Annotated in this window: 19 protein-coding genes; 16 read left to right on the forward strand and 3 right to left on the reverse strand. The window is 63.2% G+C overall.

Going from position 1 to position 21,019, the window contains the following annotated elements:
• Positions 1-150 precede the first annotated feature (150 nt).
• From B3H47_RS04810 to B3H47_RS04830, 5 genes are all read left to right on the forward strand, one after another.
• Positions 151-1,413, forward strand: coding sequence for an ABC transporter substrate-binding protein (locus tag B3H47_RS04810; protein WP_286986230.1), 1,263 nt, complete (start codon positions 151-153; stop codon positions 1,411-1,413).
• A 78-nt stretch (positions 1,414-1,491) separates the two neighbouring features.
• Positions 1,492-2,361, forward strand: a complete 870-nt coding sequence (locus B3H47_RS04815; RefSeq protein ID WP_013121971.1) for a branched-chain amino acid ABC transporter permease — start codon at positions 1,492-1,494, stop codon at positions 2,359-2,361.
• Positions 2,358-3,353, forward strand: a complete 996-nt coding sequence (locus tag B3H47_RS04820) for a branched-chain amino acid ABC transporter permease (RefSeq protein WP_286986231.1) — start codon at positions 2,358-2,360, stop codon at positions 3,351-3,353. The genes B3H47_RS04815 and B3H47_RS04820 overlap by 4 nt, the downstream gene beginning before the upstream one ends.
• Entirely contained in the window at positions 3,350-4,099 is a 750-nt protein-coding gene (locus B3H47_RS04825; RefSeq protein ID WP_286986232.1) for an ABC transporter ATP-binding protein, read from the forward strand. The genes B3H47_RS04820 and B3H47_RS04825 overlap by 4 nt, the downstream gene beginning before the upstream one ends.
• A 42-nt stretch (positions 4,100-4,141) precedes the next feature.
• A complete protein-coding gene (locus tag B3H47_RS04830; RefSeq protein ID WP_013104338.1) occupies positions 4,142-4,852 on the forward strand; it encodes an ABC transporter ATP-binding protein in 711 nt (236 codons plus the stop codon).
• Between the two features lie 8 nt (positions 4,853-4,860).
• On the opposite strand, the gene B3H47_RS04835 is transcribed toward B3H47_RS04830, so the two are convergent.
• Positions 4,861-6,381, reverse strand: a complete 1,521-nt coding sequence (locus B3H47_RS04835; RefSeq protein WP_286986233.1) for a PLP-dependent aminotransferase family protein — start codon at positions 6,379-6,381, stop codon at positions 4,861-4,863.
• Between the two features lie 315 nt (positions 6,382-6,696).
• Here B3H47_RS04835 and B3H47_RS04840 point away from each other — a divergent pair, with 315 nt between their 5' ends.
• The 11 genes from B3H47_RS04840 (at position 6,697) to gabT (ending at position 19,532) form a co-directional block, all read left to right on the forward strand.
• Positions 6,697-7,497, forward strand: a complete 801-nt coding sequence (locus B3H47_RS04840) for a gamma-glutamyl-gamma-aminobutyrate hydrolase family protein (RefSeq protein ID WP_286986234.1) — start codon at positions 6,697-6,699, stop codon at positions 7,495-7,497.
• Positions 7,498-7,578: 81 nt separating this feature from the next.
• Positions 7,579-8,958, forward strand: a complete 1,380-nt coding sequence (locus B3H47_RS04845) for a glutamine synthetase family protein (RefSeq protein ID WP_013104341.1) — start codon at positions 7,579-7,581, stop codon at positions 8,956-8,958.
• A 47-nt stretch (positions 8,959-9,005) separates the two neighbouring features.
• A complete protein-coding gene (locus B3H47_RS04850; RefSeq protein ID WP_286986235.1) occupies positions 9,006-10,406 on the forward strand; it encodes an aspartate aminotransferase family protein in 1,401 nt (466 codons plus the stop codon).
• Positions 10,407-10,518: 112 nt separating this feature from the next.
• Positions 10,519-11,652 carry an extracellular solute-binding protein gene (locus B3H47_RS04855; protein WP_286986236.1) on the forward strand — a complete coding sequence of 378 codons (1,134 nt, stop codon included), beginning with the start codon at positions 10,519-10,521 and terminating at the stop codon, positions 11,650-11,652.
• A gap of 95 nt (positions 11,653-11,747) precedes the next feature.
• Positions 11,748-12,848 (forward strand): ABC transporter ATP-binding protein, encoded by a 1,101-nt coding sequence (locus B3H47_RS04860; RefSeq protein WP_286986238.1) that lies wholly within the window; start codon positions 11,748-11,750, stop codon positions 12,846-12,848.
• A gap of 19 nt (positions 12,849-12,867) precedes the next feature.
• Positions 12,868-13,797, forward strand: a complete 930-nt coding sequence (locus B3H47_RS04865; protein ID WP_013121977.1) for an ABC transporter permease subunit — start codon at positions 12,868-12,870, stop codon at positions 13,795-13,797.
• Positions 13,794-14,684 carry an ABC transporter permease gene (locus B3H47_RS04870; protein ID WP_286986240.1) on the forward strand — a complete coding sequence of 297 codons (891 nt, stop codon included), beginning with the start codon at positions 13,794-13,796 and terminating at the stop codon, positions 14,682-14,684. The genes B3H47_RS04865 and B3H47_RS04870 overlap by 4 nt, the downstream gene beginning before the upstream one ends.
• A gap of 77 nt (positions 14,685-14,761) precedes the next feature.
• Complete coding sequence (locus tag B3H47_RS04875) at positions 14,762-16,183, forward strand: DUF3138 family protein (RefSeq protein ID WP_286986242.1); 1,422 nt, start codon at positions 14,762-14,764, stop codon at positions 16,181-16,183.
• A gap of 58 nt (positions 16,184-16,241) precedes the next feature.
• Entirely contained in the window at positions 16,242-16,580 is a 339-nt protein-coding gene (locus tag B3H47_RS04880; RefSeq protein WP_286986243.1) for a cupin domain-containing protein, read from the forward strand.
• 47 nt (positions 16,581-16,627) lie between these two features.
• Positions 16,628-18,142, forward strand: coding sequence for an aldehyde dehydrogenase (locus tag B3H47_RS04885; protein WP_286986244.1), 1,515 nt, complete (start codon positions 16,628-16,630; stop codon positions 18,140-18,142).
• Positions 18,143-18,242: 100 nt separating this feature from the next.
• On the forward strand, positions 18,243-19,532 hold the full coding sequence (gabT, locus tag B3H47_RS04890; RefSeq protein ID WP_286986246.1) for a 4-aminobutyrate--2-oxoglutarate transaminase: 1,290 nt from the start codon (positions 18,243-18,245) through the stop codon (positions 19,530-19,532).
• Between the two features lie 8 nt (positions 19,533-19,540).
• Here gabT and B3H47_RS04895 read toward each other — a convergent pair whose 3' ends face one another.
• Together B3H47_RS04895 and lptC are read right to left on the reverse strand one after the other, a co-directional pair.
• A complete protein-coding gene (locus B3H47_RS04895) occupies positions 19,541-20,389 on the reverse strand; it encodes an SDR family oxidoreductase (protein ID WP_286986247.1) in 849 nt (282 codons plus the stop codon).
• Complete coding sequence (gene lptC / locus B3H47_RS04900; protein ID WP_286986248.1) at positions 20,386-21,006, reverse strand: LPS export ABC transporter periplasmic protein LptC; 621 nt, start codon at positions 21,004-21,006, stop codon at positions 20,386-20,388. The genes B3H47_RS04895 and lptC overlap by 4 nt, the downstream gene beginning before the upstream one ends.
• Positions 21,007-21,019 lie beyond the last annotated feature (13 nt).

Below are 21,019 nucleotides of genomic sequence, written 5' to 3' on the forward strand. Positions count from 1 at the left end.
TTCATCGCGCTATAACGGGCGCTCACACGGGTTACATGAGGTTTCAATTCATCCCGGTTCCTCCTCTATCTCTTTTCCAGTCGCCTCCCTATAGTCGTCTCGGTTCACAAAAAACGTCATTTCAGTTCGTTGACACAACAGGAGACAGGCATGAACAAGGAAGATTCGAAAGAGCAGGTTCAGATGGATCGTCGCACGCTGATCAAGGCGGGCGGCGCGGCGGGTTTGGCCGCTTTGCTGGGCACGCAGGTGCCGAGCTGGGGCGCTAGTGAGACGCCGGTGAAAATCGGGCTGATTGATCCCATCACCAGCACCTTTGCTGCGCTCGGGCAGAGCGAAATCAAGGGCGCCAAATTCGCTGAAGCCGAGATCAACAAGGCGGGTGGCGTGATGGGCCGTCCGCTGCAGATCTTCGTGGAAGACAGCGCAGGCAATCCCGGCACTGCGGTGGACAAGGCCTCGCGTCTGCTGAGCCAGAACAAGGTGGACTTCCTCATGGGCACGGTCAACTCCGCGGCCTCGCTCGCCGTGTCGCAGTTTGCCAATCGCCACGACAAGCTCTTCGTCTGTACCGGCGGCCACGTCGATAGCCTGACCGGCAAGGAGTGCAAGACCACGACCTTCCGCACCTGCTCGACCACCTGGATGCTGACGGCCGGCGACTTCGAGACGCTCTACAAGAAATTCGGCAAGAAGTGGTACTTCTTGACCACTGACTACGCCTTTGGCCAGTCTGAGCAGGCCGACTACACCACACAGCTCAAGAAGGCGGGAGGCTCCGTGGTGGGCGGTGCGCTGGTGCCCGTGGGGGCGACCGATTTTTCGTCCTATCTGATCGACGTGAAAGCCAAGTCGCCCGACGTGCTGTGCCTGCTGCTGGCCGGTAACGATCAGGTCAACTGCATGAAGCAGATCGCGCAATTCGGCATCAACAAAGACATCGCCGTGGGCGGCGCTTTGTTCGAGCTGGAGCAGGCGCAGGCATTGCCCGAGGCGGCTCGCTACGGCTGGTGGACCATGGAGTGGTACTGGAACCAGCCGAACACCCCGCATGTGGCGGATTTCGTCAAGCGTTACGCCGCAGCCAATAAAGGGGAATACCCGACGGCGCGCGCATGGTTTGGTTTTGCCACCACGCATGCCATCCGGCTGGCGGTGGAAAAGGCCAAGTCGCTCGAAACGGCCAAGGTGGTCAAGGCGATGGAGGGACTGGTACTGCCCCCGGAGATCGCGCTTCAGCCCGGCAATGTGTTCTACCGTCCGCAGGATCACCAACTGATGCTGGGCATGTTCCCGGGGCACGTGATCCAGACGGGCAAGTATCCGAACCTGTTCGACGTTTCGGGCATCGTGCCGGGCGAGAAAATCGCGCTGCCGCCTTCTGAAACCGGCTGCGTGCTTCCGCGCGCCTGAAGCGCCACTGCGCGTGCCTGCGGCCCCGCCACTGCGCGGGTCCGCAGCCTGTCCATCTGCTGCTGCGGAGGCATTGCCTTGAATCTCGTCCTTATCTTCAATACGTTCAACGGCCTGATCACCGGAGCGTTCTATGCGCTGCTGGCGCTCGGCCTGGCGCTCATACTCGGGCTGAACAACACCATCAATTTCGCCCAGGGCGCGTTCATGGCGCTGGCGGCCTACTTCGCGTACACGCTGGAGCCGAGCCTGGGCTTCTGGGGGGCGCTGGCCGTGGCGCCGCTGCTCGCCGGAGTGCTGGGTCTGGTGGTCGAGGTGTTTCTCATTCGCCGCCTGTACAAACGCGATCCGCTGTATTCGCTTTTGCTAACCTTCGGTCTGGCGCTGATCATGCAGGACGTGATCCGCACCGTCTGGGGCGCCAACGGGGTGCCGCTGTCCATCCCGGAATCGCTGGGACATCCCCTCAGTCAGACCTACTTCTTTCTCACCGGCTACCGCCTCTTTGTTGTTGCTGTTGCCCTGGTGGGCACTGCCGTGCTGTTCGCCGTGCTGCGCTACACCCGACTGGGCATCCGCATTCGCGCCGGCAATGCCGATCTCGAAACCGTATCGGCGCTTGGCGTGAACATTTACCTGCTGCGCACCGCGAACTTTGTCATCGGCATCGTGTTTGCAGGCGTGGCCGGCATTCTGGCTGCGGGTCAGCTCGGACTGGAGCCGACGATGGGAGACGGCCTGCTGATGCCGGCCTTTGTCGCCATCGTGGTCGGGGGCGTGGGTTCCTTGCTGGGTTCTCTGCTGGGCGGTCTGCTCATCGGGGTGGCGTCGGGCATCACTACGGCCTACTTTCCCGCCGCGAGTGAGGCGGTGATTTACCTCATCATGGGGCTGATGCTCGTGGTGCGACCGCGCGGACTCATGGGACAGGAGGGATTGTTCGAATGAGTACGCCTGCCTATACCGCTCCACCTCCCCCATCTGCCATGCAAACATCCAACCTCAAACAGCATCTCGGCACCGGCATTCTGGCGCTGGTGCTGCTCACCGCCCCGGCCTGGCTGCATTATGTCGGCGGCTACAACGACATCGCCTCGCGCGTGCTGATCTACGGCCTGGCCGCCATGGGGCTGAATCTGCTGCTCGGGCATACCGGCGGGCTGTCGTTCGGGCATGCCGCCTATTTCGGGCTGGGCAGCTACGGCGTCGGCTTGATGCTCAAGTACATGACGCACAACGTGCTGTTGGCGCTGCTCGGGGGTACTTTGCTGGGGGGCGTTGTGGCCGCTGTGCTCGCACCCATCGCCGTGCGTCGCCGCGGCATCTACTTCGCCATGATCACCATTGCCATCGGACAGATGTTTTATTTCATCGCCATTCGCTGGCAGGCGGTGACCGGGGGCTATGACGGGCTGACCGGCTTTTCCCGGCACACCCTGCATCTGTTTGGGTTCGACTGGACGATGGGCTCTCTGGGCTTTTATTACCTCGTCGTGGCCTGCTTCGCGCTGGGCGCCCTGGTGCTGTGGATCGTGCTGAACTCTCCGCTGGGGCACACCTTTGTGGCCATCCGCGAAAACCAGAAGCGGCTGACCTTCCTCGGCCTGCCGGTACAGCGCTATGCGGCGATTTCCTTCGCTCTGTCTGGCCTGATCGTGGCGCTGGCCGGTGGCCTCAACGCCTTGCTCGACAACTTCACCTCGCCCAACACCCTTAACTACACCTTTTCAGGCGACTTGGTGGTGATTGCGGTGCTGGGCGGAATGCGCAACTTCTGGGGGCCACTGGTCGGGGCGGCCATCTTCGTGCTGGTGCGGGATTACGCCAGCTCGGTGACAGACAACTGGATGTCCGTCATCGGCCTGATTTTCGTGCTGTCGGTGCTGTTTTTCCCCCTGGGTGTGATGGGGTTTTTGCAGCGCAAGGGGAAGCCATCATGAGCTTGCTGCAGCTGCACAACGTCTCGCGCCGCTTTGGCGCACTCAAGGCGCTGACTGACATTTCCATTGACGTGCAGCTCGGAGAGTTGCGCGCGGTCATTGGCCCCAACGGCGCGGGAAAGACCACGCTGTTCAACCTGATCAGCGGGTTTTTCCCGCCGAGTGAAGGGCAGATCACCTTTGATGGCAGGCCCATCCAGACGGTCAACCCTGGTGAGCTGGTCAAGCGCGGCATCATCCGCACTTTCCAGATCACCGAGATCTTCCGCTCGCTCACGGTGTATGAAAACCTGCGCATTGCCGTTGAGGTGGCACAGGGCGTGAACCTGCGTCCCTGGATGGGGCGCGCCCTGCGTAAACGCATCGACGATCAGGTGGATGAGTTGATGCATCTGGTGAAAATCAGCGGCAAAGCGGATCGGGTGACGGGCGAGATGTCGCACGGCGACCAAAGGGTGGTCGAGGTGGGCATTGCGTTGGCCCGCCGTCCCAAGCTGCTGCTGCTCGACGAGCCCACCGCCGGGATGGGAGATGAAGAGACGCACCACATGACCGCGCTGATCCGTGATCTGAACAAAAACCAGGGCATCGCCACCCTGTTCGTAGAGCATGACATGGAAATCGTGTTCGGCATCGCCGATCGCATCACCGTGCTCGACAACGGTACGCTGCTCGCCGAGGGCACGGCTGATGAAATTGCCAACAACGCACGGGTGCAGGCGGCTTATCTGGGTCAAGCGGCCTGACCGCCCTGACCCAAGCCGACATCTCCACAGGACTCTCCGCTTATGACCGCCGTCCTCGAACTCGACAACATTCATACCTACTACGACAAAAGCCATATTCTCAAAGGCGTGTCGATGACCGTGGGCGAAGGCGAACTCGTCGCGCTGCTGGGCCGCAATGGCGCGGGCAAGACCACGACGATGCGCTCGGTCATGGGGCTGACGCCGCCGCGCCAGGGCAAGATCAAATTCTTCGGCAAGGACATGACCGGCGCCTCGCCGCACCGCATTGCGGGCCTGGGCGTGGGCTATGTGCCCGAGGGACGCAAGATCTTCGGGCACCTCACGGTGCACGAAAACCTGCTGGTGGTGCACGAAACGCCGGGGCGCTGGAATATCGATGGCGTGTACCAACTCTTTCCACGTCTGCATGAACGCCGAACCAGCAAAGGCGGGCGCCTTTCAGGCGGCGAGCAGGAGATGCTGTCCATTGCGCGCGCGCTGCTGCTCAACCCCAAGCTGCTCATCCTTGATGAACCTTCGCAGGGTTTGGCGCCGGTGATCGTGCAGGAGGTGATGCGCACGGTGGGACGCATGAAGGACGAAGGAATTTCCGTGTTGCTGGTTGAGCAGAACGCTTTTCTCGCGCTGCAACTGGCTGACCGCGCCTACGTGCTGTCTGAAGGCGAGATTGTCTTTTCGGGTGATGCGGCCGCCTTGCGCGACGACAAGACCCGGATGGAGCAACTGGCGGGCGTAGCCCACGCTGCTTGATTGCGGCTTCAGTCGGGAAGCTGGCTGCGGATGAGCATGCACAACTTCTGCGCCCAGGGCGGTACGCGCTCGGTGGGCACATAGGCATAGCCGAGAATCAGCCCGCGGCGCTGCGGTGCGCCGAGGTAATAACGCGATAGCGGCCGCACCGTCATGCCCTGTGCGTCGGCGGCGCGGGCGATGGCCTCGTCGTCCACACCCGGCGTGTTGAACAGCAAACAGAGGTGCAAGCCGGACTCCTGGCCGGAGATCTGCACCCGGTCGCCCAAGCAGCGCTGAATGCGCCACGCCAATTCGTCGCGCCGTGCCTGATAGGCCACGCGCAGACGGCGGATGAGGGTGTTGAGATGGCCTTCGGTGATGAAGTCGGTCAGCGCCGCCTGCAGCATGAGCTGACCCGGGCGGTACAGGTCGTAGAGCCCGGTGTTGAAGGCGGGCAGTAGATCAGTCGGCACCACCAGATAGCCCAGACGGATGCCGGGGTACATCACCTTGGAGAAGGTGCCTGAGTAAAGCACCTGCGCATGTTCGTCCAGCCCCTGCAGGCTGGCGAAGGGCCGGCCGCCGAAGCGGAATTCACTGTCGTAATCGTCCTCGAAAATCCAGCAGCGCTGTTGCGCGGCGAACTGCAGCAGGGCGCGGCGGCGCTGCAGGCTCATCACATGGCCGAGCGGATATTGATGCGAGGGCGTGACGTAGATCAGCCGTGGACTGCCCTGCTGCCAGTCGGCGGCTGACGGCGCCATGCCCTCCAAGTCCACCGCGATCGGCTTGAGCTTCAGCCCAGCGGCCTGCAGCGCCCGGCGCGCGCCCCAGTAGCACGGGTCTTCCACCCAGGCCTCGTCGCCGTGATCGGTGAGCAGGCGCGCGGCCAGATCGAGCGATTGCTGCGTGCCCGAGGTAATGAGCACCTGCTCGGGCGTCACCCGCACCGAGCGCGACAGGCTGAGGTACTGCGCAATCGCCACGCGCAGCGGCATATAGCCGCCTTCCTGGCCGTAATCGAGCAGGTCGCGGTCGAGGCTACGCCAATACTTGGCCTGCAGTTTTTGCCAGAGCTGAATGGGGAATTCGGCAAACTCGATTTCGCCGGGCGCGAAGGGTTGCACCTCAAAGTCCGCCGAGCCCGACTGCGCGGTGAGCAATTGGCCGCGCTGCGAGAGCTCGCGTGGCGAGCCGCTGTCCGCACTGGCGGCCTGCGCCAGCTTGCGCCCGCGTACCGCCGGGCTGAGCGGGCCGAGTTCCGGAAGGGTCTCGGAAACGAAAGTGCCGCTGCCCTGGCGCGCGGTGAGGTAGCCTTCCGCCGTGAGCTGGTTGATGGCCGACATGACCGTATTGCGCGAGAGATTCAGGTCGCGCGCCAGATCGCGGGTGGATGGCAGTTGCACCCCGGCGGTGATGCGGCCCGCAAGAATAGCGCCGCGCAGCGAGAGATACAGGCGCCGATTGAGCGGCGGGGCTGCCGCCGCGTCGCCTTCGGTGCGCAGAAGCTCGGTGAGCAGGAGTTCGGACAGGGCAAGGGGTCGCATGGGTAGGAGTCTGTCGGACTTGGGGCGCAGCAGATAAAAACTGGCTCCATGACAAAAGCAAGGAGTGGCACTTCCGAGAGTACCAGTTGGCAGGTAAATTGAGCTTATCGAATCGCGCTAAGTCATGGAAAACCCTAGTATTTTTTGTTTTTTTGGCCCATTCAGAATGGTGCCTGGCCTTATTGCATTGCACCAAATCAGGGCGAAAACTGAGCGGCTGCCTCAGGCTCTGCCTCTTGTTGCAATGCACTAAAACAGGGAACATGCCTGTGTGCTTCTACCCTTGTTTTTTTGGTCTTTGATCCGGTTTTGATGATGTCCAACCTCACCTTCTTGCCTCGCGTTGCGGTCACCACTGATCTGAAGCCGATCGGCGGACACCCGACGTATGCGGTGACGCAAAAATATGTTGACCCGCTGCTGCCGCTGTCGGGCGTGTTGCCCTGGCTGCTGCCTTCAATGGGCGCGAGCCTGCCGCTGGATGCGGTGCTGGGGGATGTGGACGGGCTGGTGTTCACCGGCTCGCCGTCGAATATCGAGCCGCACCACTATGGCCAGGCGCTGAGCAACCCTGAGTCGCCCGCCGACCCGGCGCGCGACGCCACGACCCTGCCGCTGATCCGCGCCGCCCTTGCGCGTGGCATTCCGGTGCTCGGTATCTGCCGCGGGTTTCAGGAAATCAATGTCGCGCTCGGCGGCAGCCTGTTGCAGGAGGTGCACAACACCGCAGGCTTTGATGATCATCGTGAAGACGACACGCTGGATGTCGCCGGGCAGTACGGCCCCGCGCACCGCTTGCAGGCTGTACCCGGCGGCATGCTCGCCAGCATCGTCGGCGCGGATTCCTGGGAGGTCAACAGCCTGCATGGCCAAGGCATCCAGACCCTCGCCCCCGATCTGCTGGCGCAGGCGCATGCGCCCGACGGCTTGGTCGAGGCGTACACCTATCAACCCGCTCACCGCACCGACGCTGGCTTTGTGCTGGCGGTGCAGTGGCATCCCGAATGGCAGGCCGCGCAAAACCCCGTGTCGCGCGCGATCTATGCCGCTTTCGGCAACGCCTGTCGGCAGTTCGCCGCGCGCAAGCGCGACGACTCGCTGGCGCGCGCTGCCTGAGCAAACCGCGCCTGCACCTTTGGCGTTCAAAGTGCAGGCGATGGATGGAACCATCCTTGAAACGCAAACTGGAATCACATCATGAGTAGCGACAACCGCAAGCAGTGGACCTTCAACGATCTTGAAGGCTGGCTCAACGCCCAACGCATTACCGAAATCGAATGCCTCGTGCCCGACCTGACCGGGGTGGCGCGCGGCAAGATCCTGCCGCGCAGCAAGTTCACCGAAGACCGCGGCATGCGTCTGCCGGAAAGCATCATCGGCCTCACCGTCACCGGCAACTGGCCCGAGGATGAACGCCTCGAAACCCTGATCGCCGATACCGACCGCGATATGAATCTGGTGCCCGATCCGAGCACCGCGCGCGTCGTGCCCTGGGCCACCGACCCCACCGCGCAGGTCATTCACGACTGCTATTTCAAGGATGGCGAGCCGGTGGACTACGCCCCGCGCACCGTGCTGAAAAACATGCTCAAGCTCTACGCCGACAAGGGCTGGGCCCCGGTGGTGGCGCCCGAGCTGGAGTTCTATCTGGTGGCCAAGAACAACGATCCCGACCAGCCGCTGCGTCCGCCCATCGGCCGTTCGGGTCGCGCCGAAACCTCGCGCCAGCACTACAGCATCGACGCGGTCAACGAGTTCGATCCGCTGTTCGAAGACATCTACGACTACTGCGAGGCGATGGACCTCGACGTGGACACGCTGATTCACGAAGTCGGCGCCGGGCAGATGGAAATCAACTTCCTGCATGGCGATCCGCTCGATCTGGCCGACAAGGTGTTCTTTTTCAAACGCACCCTGCGCGAAGCGGCGCTTCGCCACAATATGTTCGCCACCTTCATGGCCAAGCCCATGGCGGGCGAACCCGGCAGCGCCATGCATGTGCACCAGAGCATCGTCGATCGCAAAACGGGGCAGAACATTTTCAGCAACGCCGACGGCAGCGAGTCCGAGCTGTTCCTGCACTACATCGGCGGTTTGCAGAAATACATACCGCACGTCATGGCGCTGTTCGCCCCGTATGTGAACTCGTATCGCCGCCTGGTCGCCAATACCGCGGCGCCGACCAATGTGGAATGGGGCGCGGACAACCGCACCGTGGGCATCCGCGTGCCGTTCTCCAATGCCGAAAACCGCCGCATGGAAAACCGTGTGATCGGCGCCGACGCCAACCCTTACGTTGCGCTGGCCGCCAGCCTGGCCTGCGGCTATCTGGGCATGGTCAACAAAATCAGCCCGCTGCCCGAAATGAAGACCAATGCCTATGCCGCGCCCAACGCCATTCCGCTGCCGCAAAGCCTGTCCGAATCGGTGCGTGCGCTCGACGATGTGCCCGAGCTCGAGGCCATTCTGGGCAAACGCTTTTGCGGCATCTACAAGGCGGTGAAGATGAGCGAGTACGCCGAGTTCATGAAGGTCATCAGCCCCTGGGAGCGCGAGCACCTGCTGTTGCACGTCTGAACGGTGCCGCACCCTCAACAAAACATCGTCCTGAAACGGAGACTCCCATGAAACCCAATGATCTGCCCCAGTTCGACACCGCCGCGCTGCGCGCCAAGGACGCCGCGCATCACCTGCATCCCTTCACCGACACCAAGAGCCTGAACGCCGCGGGCAGCCGCGTCATCGTGCGCGGCGAGGGCGTGCGCATCTGGGACTCCGACGGCAACGAAATCATCGACGGTATGTCCGGCCTGTGGTGCGTCAACCTCGGCTACGGGCGGCAGGATTTGGTGGACGCTGCCACCCACCAGATGCAAACCCTGCCGTTCTACAACGCCTTTTTCAAGACCACCACGGCCCCGGCAACCGAGCTTGCGGCGCTGCTGCCGCAGTTGGCGCCGCCCGGCTTCAACCATGTATTCTTCACCAACTCCGGCTCCGAAGGCAACGACACCATCATCCGCCTGGTGCGCCGTTATTGGGACCTGATGGGCCAGCCGCAGCGCAAGACGATCATCAGCCGCCACAACGCCTATCACGGCAGCACGCTGGGCGGCGCGTCGCTGGGCGGCATGAGCGGCATGCACGAACAGGGCGACCTGCCACTGCCGGGCATCACCCACATCGACCAGCCCTACCAGTTGCAGCACGGCAAGCCGGGCGAGAGCGCGCACGACTTCGGTCTGCGCGCCGCAAGCTGGCTGGAGGCCAAGATTCTCGAAGTGGGCGCCGACAAGGTGGCCGCCTTCATCGGCGAGCCGGTGCAGGGCGCGGGCGGCGTCATCATTCCCCCGGCCAGCTACTGGCCCGAGATTCAGCGCATCTGCGACAAGTACGGCCTGTTGCTGATCTCCGATGAAGTCATCTGCGGCTTCGGTCGCCTGGGGCACTGGTTCGGCTGCCAGCACCCGCACATCAACTCCAAACCCGACCTCATCACCTTCGCCAAGGGCGTGACTTCGGGCTACCTGCCGCTGGGCGGGGTGCTGGTGGGCGACCGTGTGGCCAAGGTGCTGATCGAGCAGGGCGGCGACTTCAACCACGGCTTCACCTACTCCGGCCATCCGACCTGCTGCGCCGTCGCCATCGCCAACGTCAGCGCGCTGCGCAACGAGGGCGTGGTCGAGCGCGTGGCCACAGACACCGCGCCTTACCTGAAGGCGCAATTCGCCACCCTGGCCGATCATCCCCTGGTGGGCGATGTCGATTCGCTCGGCATGGTGGCTGGGCTGGTGCTCTACAAGGACAAGGCCAGCCGTACCCTGTTCCCGGCTGATCTGGGCGTGGGCTACCTCTGCCGCGACCACTGCTTCAAGAACGGCGTGGTGATGCGCGCCGTGGAAGAACGCATGATCATCGCCCCGCCGCTGGTGATGACGTATGCCGAAATCGACGAGATGATCCGGCGCATTCGCCGTAGCCTGGACGACACGCTGGCTGGTCTGCGTGCGCAGGGCTTGGTATAAATCGCCATTTCCGTATCGGTCGGTCACGGCATACTGGTACGGGAATTGCAAAGCCTCACCCTGCTGCACCTGTTGTTTTCAATTGGCTTCACACACACTTGAGAGGTTTTTCATGTCACAAAAACTGCATACGAAGTCAGTCCGTCGCAAGCTGCTGGCGGCCTGCCTGGCGGGCGCCGCGGCGCTAACCCTCGGCGCCGCCGCTCCGGCGCAAGCCGCCGGCGTGCTCAATATCTACAACTGGTCCGACTACATCGCCCCGACCACGGTGCCGGGTTTCGAGAAGGACACCGGCATCAAGGTGCGCTACGACACCTTCGACTCCAACGAAACCCTGTTCGCCAAAATGGTGGCGGGCGATACCGGCTACGACATCGTGGTGCCGTCGTCGAACTGGGCGGCCATCGACATCAAGGGCGGCCTGCTGCATCCGCTGGACAAAGCCAAGATCCCCAACTACAAAAACCTCGATCCGGGCCTGATGAAGCAGCTCGCCGCGGTCGATCCGGGCAACAAATACCTCATTCCCTGGATGTGGGGCTACACCACGGTAGGCATCAACGTCAACCAGGTGAAAAAGGCGCTGGGCAACACCCCCATGCCGGCCAATCCCTGGGACCTGATCTTCAACCCCACGTACGCTGACAAGATCAAGTCCTGCGGCATCTCCATGCTCGACTCGGGCGGCGACATCATGGAGGCTGCGTTCAACTATCTCGGCATTCCGCAAGACACCCAGAGCCCGGCCGACTTCGAGAAGGCCTACGCCATGGTGCAGAAGGTGCGCAAGGACGTGAGCATCTTCTCGTCCTCGGGCTACATCAACGACCTGGCTGGCGGCTCCATCTGCATGTCGCTGGGTTGGTCGGGTGATATGGGCATTGCCGCGGCGCGCGCCAAGGCGGCAAAAAACAAGCAGGACATCGAAGTGTTCCCGCCCACGCATGGCGCCGTGATCTTCATCGACACCATGGCCATTCCCGCCGATGCCAAGAACCTCGACAACGCCTACAAGTGGATGAACTACGTGCTCGAGCCCAAGGTGGCCGCGGCCGACACCAACACGGTGACCTACGCCAACCCGGTGCCGTCGTCGCTGCCCTATGTCGATGCCAAGATCAAGGATAACGACTTCGTGTTCCTCAAGCCCGACATGGTGGCCAAGCTGATTCCGCCCAAGGTTTACACCCCGGAGCAGCGTCGTCTCGTGACCCGTCTGTATACCAAGTTCAAGACCGGCCTGTGATCTGACCCCTGTTGCCGCGCTCTGCGTTTTTTGTTGGCAGGGGCGCGGCATCCCCCACACCTCAACCTTGTTCGACCGATGATGGAGTTCGCGTTGTGACGCCCCCTTCCACGAGTGCAAAACCCTTCCTGCGCATCGACGGCATCACCCGTCGCTTCGATGAGGTCGTCGCGGTCAATGACATTCATCTCGACATCCAGCAGGGCGAAATTTTTGCCCTGCTCGGATCGAGTGGCTGCGGCAAGTCCACCTTGCTGCGCATGCTCGGGGGCTTCGAGACGCCGACCTCCGGCCACATCTATCTGGAGGGCGAGGACATCACCGATCTGCCGCCCTATGAGCGGCCGATCAACATGATGTTCCAGTCTTACGCGCTGTTTCCGCACTTGACCGTGTTCGACAACATCGCCTTCGGTCTGAAACGCGACGGCATGCCCAAGGCGGACATCGCTACCCGCGTGGAGCAGATGCTCGACCTGGTGCAGCTCAAGCCCTACGGCAAGCGCAAGCCGCACCAGCTCTCCGGCGGCCAGCAACAGCGCGTGGCTTTGGCGCGCAGCCTGGCCAAACGCCCCAAGCTGCTTTTGCTCGACGAGCCGCTGGCCGCACTCGACAAAAAGTTGCGCGAGCGTACCCAGCTCGAACTCGTCAACATTCTGCGCAAGGTCGGCGTGACCTGCGTGATGGTCACGCACGACCAGGAAGAGGCCATGACCATGGCCGACCGCATCGCGGTGATGAAGGATGGCGAGTTTCTTCAACTCGGCACCCCCATCGAGATTTACGAACACCCGCAAACCCGCTTCATTGCCGATTTCATCGGCAACGTCAATATGTTCGACGGCAGGCTGGTGACCGACGAGCCCGACCATTGCGAAGTGCAGACCGATGATGCGTTGTTCTACATCGGCCACGGCATCAGCGGCACGCTCAACATGGAGCTGGGCATCGCCTTGCGTCCGGAAAAAATGACTCTGACCGAGGGGCACCAGAGTCACCCGAACAACGCCTTTCAGGGTACGGTGTCCGGGCGCTCGTACATGGGTAGTTACACCGCCTACGAGCTGCTGCTGCCGAGCAAGCGGCGCGTTCGCGTCACCGTGTCCAACGCCGATCGCCATGCCGATCCGTTTGATGTGGGGACCGCGGTTACCGCGCATTGGGCGGATAACGCGCCTGTGGTCATCGTGGACTGAGGCACAGCGCCAACGCATCATGCCAACAAACAGCGACACCTCCACCCCGCGCAAAGTGCGCAAGCCCTTCAACTGGGGCCGCAAGATCGTGATCGGCATTCCGCAGATCTGGCTGTTGGCCTTTCTGCTCGCGCCGTTCTTTATCCTTCTCAAGATCAGCGTGTCGGAAACCGACGCGCTGGGCATAGGCTTCGACCCGCTCGTCACCTATGTGAACGATGCGCTGCAGGTCAACATCCACTTCTCGCCTTACCTGGCGCTGGTGCGCGACAGCCTCTACATCATCACCTATCTGTCATCGCTGTGGTACGCCTTGATGACCACAGTGCTGTGTCTGGTGATCGGCTATCCGTTTTCCTACTTCATCGCCCGGGCCAAGCCCACGGTACGGCCCGCCCTGCTGATGCTGGTGATGCTGCCGTTCTGGACCTCGTTTCTCATCCGCATCTATGCCTGGAAGAACCTGCTCGACGTCAACGGCCTGGTCAACCAGTTCCTGATGTGGGCAGGCATCATCCACACCCCGCTGCGCATGATGTTCACCGAGTTTTCGTTCATGGTGGGCATGGTGTATGGCTACATCCCCTTCATGATTCTGCCGCTGTACGCCACGCTGGTGAAAATGGATCACCGGCTGGTCGAGGCGGCGGCGGATCTGGGCTCCACGCCGCTGAAGACCTTCTGGCTGGTCACCGTGCCGCTGTCCAAGTCGGGCATCATCGCCGGCAGCCTGCTGGTGTTCATTCCGGCGGTGGGCGAGTACGTCATTCCCGAGCTGCTCGCGGGCCCGTCCACGCTCAACATCGGCCGGGTGATGTGGAATGAGTTCTTCCTCAACCTCGACTGGCAGCGCGCCTCCGCGGTGGCCATTGTGATGATCGTGCTCATCCTGCTGCCGATTGCGGTGTTCAACAAGTACCAGACCAAGAGCCTGGAGGGCATGCGATGAAAAAGACCGCCGTGCTGCCCCTGACCTGGATGATCCTGGTCTATCTGTTCCTTTACCTGCCCATCGTGGTGCTGGTGGTGTATTCGTTCAACGATTCGCGCATGGTCACCATTTGGGGCGGCTGGACCTTCAAGTGGTACGGCGCGGTGGTGCATGACCATGAAGTCATCAGCGGCTTGATTCTGTCGCTCAAGGTGGCGCTGGCCACGGCCACTACTTCGGTGCTGCTGGGCACATTGGCGGCATTTGCCTTGGTGCGCTATCGCCACTTCGCGGGCAAGAGCCTGCTCAACTTCATGATCAACATCCCGCTGGTCATGCCCACCGTGGTCATTGCGCTGGCGCTGCTGCTGTTTTTCGTGACGGTGCAGAAGGCCATGGGGTTTCCGCAGAAGGGGTTTTTCACCATCTTCATCGGCCATACCGTCATGGCCATTTCCTATGCCGCGGTGGTCATCCAGTCGCGTCTGAAGGAAATGGACCGGTCGATCGAGGAAGCCGCCATGGATCTGGGCGCGCGCCCTTTCCAGGTGTTCATGCTGGTCACCCTGCCGTCCATTTCGCAGGCCCTGGTGTCGGCCTGGCTGCTGGCGTTCTCGCTGTCGCTCGATGAAGTGGTGATCTCCGCCTTCCTCTCCGGCCCTGGCAGCACCACCTTGCCGGTGGTGATTTTCTCGCGCGCCCGTCTCGGTCTGAGCCCGACCATCAATGTGGTCGGGGCGATCACGGTCTATCTGGTCATCATTGCGGTGGCGGTGAGTAGCCTGCTCATGGCGCGACGTGAACGTCTGCGCGCAAAACAGGCCGCGCAGGCCTTGCGCATGGATGCCGAGCCGCCGCAAACAAAGGAGTTCGGCGTCGGATTGATGACCGCCGAGGGGCGATGAGCCGTCGCCAGAGGAGCGGTTTTTTTGAGCAAGAGAAGCACCCTGTCAACATCTAAAAACACCTGGAGGACACACTGATGAACAAGTTCAAACTCACCGTGCTGGCGGCCAGCCTGGGGCTCGCCCCACTGGCACATGCCGACACCAACGCCGACATCCTGAACGAGCTGCAAGCGCTCAAGGCCAAGGTGCAGCAACTCGAAGCGCAGGTCAAGGCGCAGCAAACCCAGATCACCGACAACCAGAAGGCGACAGATGAAGCCTCAAAGGTGGCCAACCATGCGGATGTGCAGGTGTCAGGCATTAAGGAGCAAACCGAGTCGTCCGGCTTCAAGGGATTGAAGGTCAGCGGCATGATCGCCCCGGCCTATGTCTACAACCAGGATCAGCAGGCCAGTTCGTTCGTATTCCTGAATCGGTCCAATGGCGATCCGGGTGCGTACTCGCTCTACAACTACGACAACTCGTATTTCGGCGGCGTTTATCTCCAGTTCCAGAAGGAAACCGCGGGCGGCGTGGGCTGGAACCTCACCCTGGCTCCCGATCGGGGCGCCGGCGTCAACATGAATGGCAACTCCATCATTCATGAAGCTTCGGTGTCGATTCCGTTGAACAACGAGACCAAGCTCATCGCCGGCCAGATCCCCGACTGGGAAGGCTATGAATACACCTGGGACAACCAGACCAAACCCATCACCCATAACCTGCTGTTCGACTTCACCGAGCTGACCGCCTACACCGGCGTCGGGCTCGACCAGACCGTGGGCAACTGGGAGTGGAAGAGCATGATCGCCAATATGAACTCGCCGCGTTACTACTACGGCGGCTCCGGCGGGCGTGCCCCGGCACTGGTGTTCCGTGCCGACTACACCCCGCCCGGTTATGACAACGCCGATATCGGCTTCTGGGGCATGGTGGGCAAGCTGCCGAACTCCAACGTGGCGGCGGACGGCACCACGCCGCTGTTTGCCACCGGCACCTCGACCGCGCAGATGTTCGAGGTCGACGGCTACCTGACCCAGGGCGACTGGGGCTACTACGGCCAACTCGGCTATGGACAGCAGACCGGGGCAGCGTATAACGGCGGCAAAGCCAAGTGGTGGGGCGCCTCGGGCATGCTGACCTATAACTTCACCCCGCGCTTCCTCGGTTTCGCCCGCGCTGACTATCTCAACAACAGCAGCAATGGCGGCGGGCTGCCGGGCGGCTATATGAACCCGACTGCCGGTGGCCTCGGCGCGAGCTTCAACGGCGTCAACGGCTTCGGCCCAGGCTACGTCAACGACGGCACGGGTAACTGGACCATCGTCGACCCCAACAAGGGCGCCAACCGCTACGCCCTCTCGCTCGGCTGGAATTACCTGCTGACCGAGTCGACCACATTGAAGATGGAATACCGCTATGACCGCTCCAGCCTTGCTACCTTCTACAACGTGTCGGATGGCAGCTACAAAAAGGACAACAATCTTCTTGCCGCTTCGGTGGTCGTGAGCTTCTGATCTGTCCTTTCGCGGCGGGTGTCTTGCCCGCCGCCTCACCGCTTTTTGCTACTCCATCATGCGCCACCCCATCGCCTTCACAACGAACCGGGTGGCGCCCGAACCCATCGCTCCAGCGCCCGACCGAGTGCTGCTCGGCGACCCGCAGCAACGGGCCTGGAATCACTACACCGACGCCACCGGTCAGTTCTCCGCTGGCATCTGGCAGGGTGAGCCTGGTGCTTGGCGCGTGCACTACGACCCGCATGAAGAAGAGTTCTGCGTGCTGCTCGAAGGGCATATGACGCTCACCGCAGACGACGGCGCGGCGCAGGAATTTCGCGTCGGTGACGCGTTCGTCGTGCCCGGCGGCTTCACCGGCATCTGGGAAAACCACACTCGGGTGCGCAAACACTAGCCATCATGGCGCTCAAAAAGAACTAAACCTTACCCCAGGAGATTCGCATGACCGAGAACTTCAATCGCATCTGGCATCAACGCGCCGACGATCTGCTCAAGCGCGGTATCGACGGCCGCATGGTCATCGACGGCAGGCGCTGGGCCGCGACTGATGGCAGCCTGTTCGACTGCATCTCGCCCGTTGACGGCAAGGTGATTGCCCGCGTCGCCCGCGGCAAGGCGGCGGACATCGACCGCGCCGTAGCCAGCGCCCGCGCGGCGTTCAACGATCGCCGCTGGGCTGGCCAGCCGCCTGCTGCGCGCAAGAAGGTGATGGTGGCGTTTGCCGAGCAACTGCGCGCTGCGCGCGACGAACTCGCGCTGCTCGAAACCCTCGACATGGGCAAGCCGATCAAGAACAGCCTGTCCACCGACGTGCCGTCCGCCGCGCGCTGCCTGCAGTGGTTCGGCGAAGCGGTGGACAAGATCTACGACGAAATCGCCCCCACCGGCGACAACGCGCTGGCCCTCATTACGCGCCAGGCCATCGGCGTGGTCGGCGCCATCGTGCCGTGGAACTACCCTATGCTGATGGCCTCGTGGAAGCTGGGGCCCGCGCTGGCCGCGGGCAACAGCGTGGTGCTCAAGCCTTCTGAAAAATCGCCGCTCACCGCGCTGCGTCTGGCCGAACTGGCGCTGGAGGCCGGGCTGCCAGAGGGCGTGTTCAACGTGGTGCCGGGCTTCGGGCATGAGGCCGGTGAAGCGCTGGCGCTGCACATGGACGTGGACGCCATCGGCTTTACCGGATCCACCCGCACCGGCCGCCGCATGCTCGACTACTCCAGCCGCAGCAACTTGAAGCGCGTGTACAACGAACTCGGTGGCAAGTCGGCCAACATTGTCTTCGCCGACTTCGACGATCTCGACCGCGCCGCAGCCACGGCCATCGGCAGCATGTTCTACAACCAGGGCGAGAGCTGCAACGCGCCCTCGCGCCTGCTGGTGCAGGACAGCATTGCCGATGCCTTCGTCGAGAAGCTCGCTGTGCTCACTCCGCAATACCACCCGGCCGACCCGCTGGATGCATCCACCGTGCTCGGCGCGCTGGTCGATGAAACCCAGACACAGACCGTGCTCGGCTATATCCAGTCGGGCGTGGACGAGGGCGCGCGCTGCGTGGCCGGCGGCTGCCGCGCGCTGCAGGAGACCGGCGGGCAGTACGTCGCCCCGACGGTGTTCGACGGCGTGAAAAACAGCATGAAAATCGCGCAGGAAGAAATCTTCGGCCCGGTGCTGGCGGTCATTCGCTTCAAGACCGAAGCCGAGGCCATCGCCATTGCCAACGACAGCGCCTACGGCCTGCACGCCGGGGTGTGGTCGCGCAATATCGACCGCGCGGTGCGCGTGTCGCGCGCGCTGCAGGCGGGCACCGTGCACGTCAACCAGTACGACGAGGACGACATCACCGTGCCGTTCGGCGGCGTGAAGCAGTCGGGCAACGGCCGCGACAAGTCGCTGCATGCCTTCGACAAATACACCGAACTCAAAACCACCTGGATGCGCATCGACAGCGCGAACTGAACCCTCCCCACCCCGGCCCTCCCCGCAAGCGGAGAGGGGGCCTTTGCTCCTCCTCCACGCAGTGGGGGGGGCGGGAGGGGGAATCTTTTGGAGACACACCATGAACCACTCACTGAATGAACAACTCCAGGCGCGCCGCGCCGCTGCCACGCCCCGCGGCGTGGGCGTGATGGCCAGCTTCTACGCCGACCGCGCCGAGGGCGCCGAGCTGTGGGACGTCGAAGGCCGCCGCTACATCGACTTCGCCGGCGGCATCGCGGTGATGAACGTCGGCCATCGCCACCCGAGGATCGTCGCTGCGCTGCAGGAGCAACTGCAGCACTTCACCCACACCTGCTACCAGGTCGTGCCGTATGAGAGCTATGTCAGCCTGGCCGAAAAACTCAACGCCCTCACGCCCGGCAGCCACGCCAAGAAAACCGCGCTGTTCTCCACCGGCGCTGAGGCCGTGGAAAACGCCATCAAGATTGCCCGCGCCTACACCCAGCGCCCCGGGGTGATTGCCTTTGGCGGCGCCTTCCACGGCCGCAGCCTGTTTGCCGTGTCGCTCACCGGCAAAGTGCAGCCGTATAAGGCGGGCTTCGGCCCCTTTCCGCCGGAGATCTATCACGCGCCGTTTCCCTGTCATTGCGCCAGCCTCGACGAGACGAAAAAGGCGGTGGAACTGCTGTTCAAGGCCGACATCGAACCCTCCCGCGTAGCCGCCATCATCTTCGAGCCCATCCAGGGCGAGGGTGGCTTCAACGTCATTCAGGCCGAGGCGGTGAAGTGGCTGCGCGCGCTGTGCGACCAGCACGGCATCGTGCTCATCGCTGACGAGGTACAGACCGGCTTCGGCCGCACCGGCAAGCTGTTCGCGATGGAACACTTTTTCGAGCAGACCGGCGTGCTGCCCGACCTCATGACCATCGCCAAATCGCTGGCCTCGGGCATGCCGCTGTCGGCGGTGACCGGCCGCGCCGAAATCATGGACGCCCCGGCCCCCGGCGGGCTGGGCGGCACCTACGCGGGCAACCCGATGGCGGTGGCCGCCGCGCACGCCGTGATCGACGTGATGCACGACGAGCAACTCCCGGCGCGCGGCCAGAAGCTGGGCGATCAGCTCAAGGCCCGGCTTGAAGGTCTGCGTGCGCAAGTGCCGCAGATCAGCGATGTGCGCGGCCTGGGCGCCATGGTTGCGGTGCAGTTCAACGACCCCGCCTCTGGCAAACCGGACGCGGCTTATACCAAGGCCGTGCAGGCCGAGGCACTCAGGCGCGGCCTCATCCTGCTGACCTGTGGCGTGGACTACAACGTGGTGCGCTTCCTGTTCCCGCTGACAATTTCTGACGCCGTGTTCGCCGAGGCGCTCGACATCCTCGAAGCCTCGCTGCTGGCGGCCAAGGGCTGAATTCCTGGCTATCTGCGACGACGCATGCGGTTGCGCCGGGTCATCGCCTGGCAGGGTTCGCAGTCGTCCTTGCGGGCCTTGCGGCCGTAGCGCCCGGCGTAGTGGTCGAACACGGCGCGCGGCACGACATGCAGGAATTTGCCCAGCCACCCCATCTGCCACGGAATGGTGACGTAGGCGCGGCCCGCGTCGATGGCGGGCAGGGCGTGACGCGCGAACTCGGCGGGTGAAATGAGAAAGGGCATGCGAAAGCGATTGCCCGCCGTCATGGGCGTTTCGATATAGCCGGGGCTGAGGGTGACGACTTTCACGCCGCTGGGCCGCAGTTCCACGCGCAGGCTTTCGAGCGAGCGGATGAGGGCGGCCTTGCTGGCGCAATAGGCGGCGTGGCAGGGCAGGCCGCGAATCCCGGCCACGCTGGCGATACCCACCAAGGTGCCGCTGCCGCGCGCGCGCATCGGCGCGATGAAGGGCGCCAGGGTGGCGAGCGCGGCGGCCCAGTTGATGTCCATGATGTCGATGGCCACGTCGAGATCGTCGGCTTGCGACAGATCGACGCCGTGGCTGATGCCCGCGTTGGCAATGACCACCTGCGGGCAGCCCCATTCGCGCAGCAGGGTGTCGGCCTCAAGGCGCAGGCGGTCGGTGTCGCGCACGTCGGCGGCGATGAGCCGCACGCGGGCCGCATCAGTCGGGTCGAGATGGGCATCGCGTGCGACTTGCTCCAGCAACTCGGCGCGGCGGGCGATCAACACCAGCCGCCAGCCGCGAGCGGCATAAGCCGCAGCCAGCGCTGCGCCGATGCCGCTGGACGCGCCGGTGAGCAGCACGATGGGTGCGGGCGATGCGGCGGTCATGGCGTGGCTCCCGGTGGGGTTTGGCCCGGCACGATGACGGCTTTCACCCGTCCCTGCAGCGATGCAGTGCCCGCAATGCCGTTGAAATCCACCGCATTGCCGGAAAAAACGGTCTGCCCCTGCTGCACCACCGTGGGCCGGTTCGACTGCACGATCTGCTGGTTGGGGAAGATGTTGAGAAACTCGCTGCGCACGATCAGCGAGGCCTGATGGGGCACGCCGCTGCGCTCCACCACGGCCTGGCCGAGCAGCTGCACATTGCTGCCGTCTTTGTTGGACAGGCCGCGCAGCGCGCTGGCCGTGGTGACGATGCCCTGGGGGTTGACCGCGCGCAGCTGCGGCGACGTGATGTCGAAGGTGTCGGAGGCGGGCAGGTGCACCATCTGCGTGCCGCGCAAAACGGCGCTGAGCTGGCCCTGGGCGTTGTAGCTCGCCGCAGAAAATCCGCGCAGCAGGTAGTCGGGCAGGTTGGAGTGCGCCGCGTCGATTCGGGGGGTTTGCTCGGCGCGCATCACCACCTGCGCCACCCACCAGCTGAACGCGGCGGCCAACGCCAGCAGCAGGATGGGCGTCCAGGCGCTGAGGCGGAGCCAGAACTGGCGCGGGTTGATTCTCATGTCGACAGGGGCT

This window comes from Thiomonas sp. UBA7699, assembly GCF_002482605.1.
Taxonomy (GTDB): domain Bacteria; phylum Pseudomonadota; class Gammaproteobacteria; order Burkholderiales; family Burkholderiaceae_C; genus Thiomonas; species Thiomonas arsenitoxydans.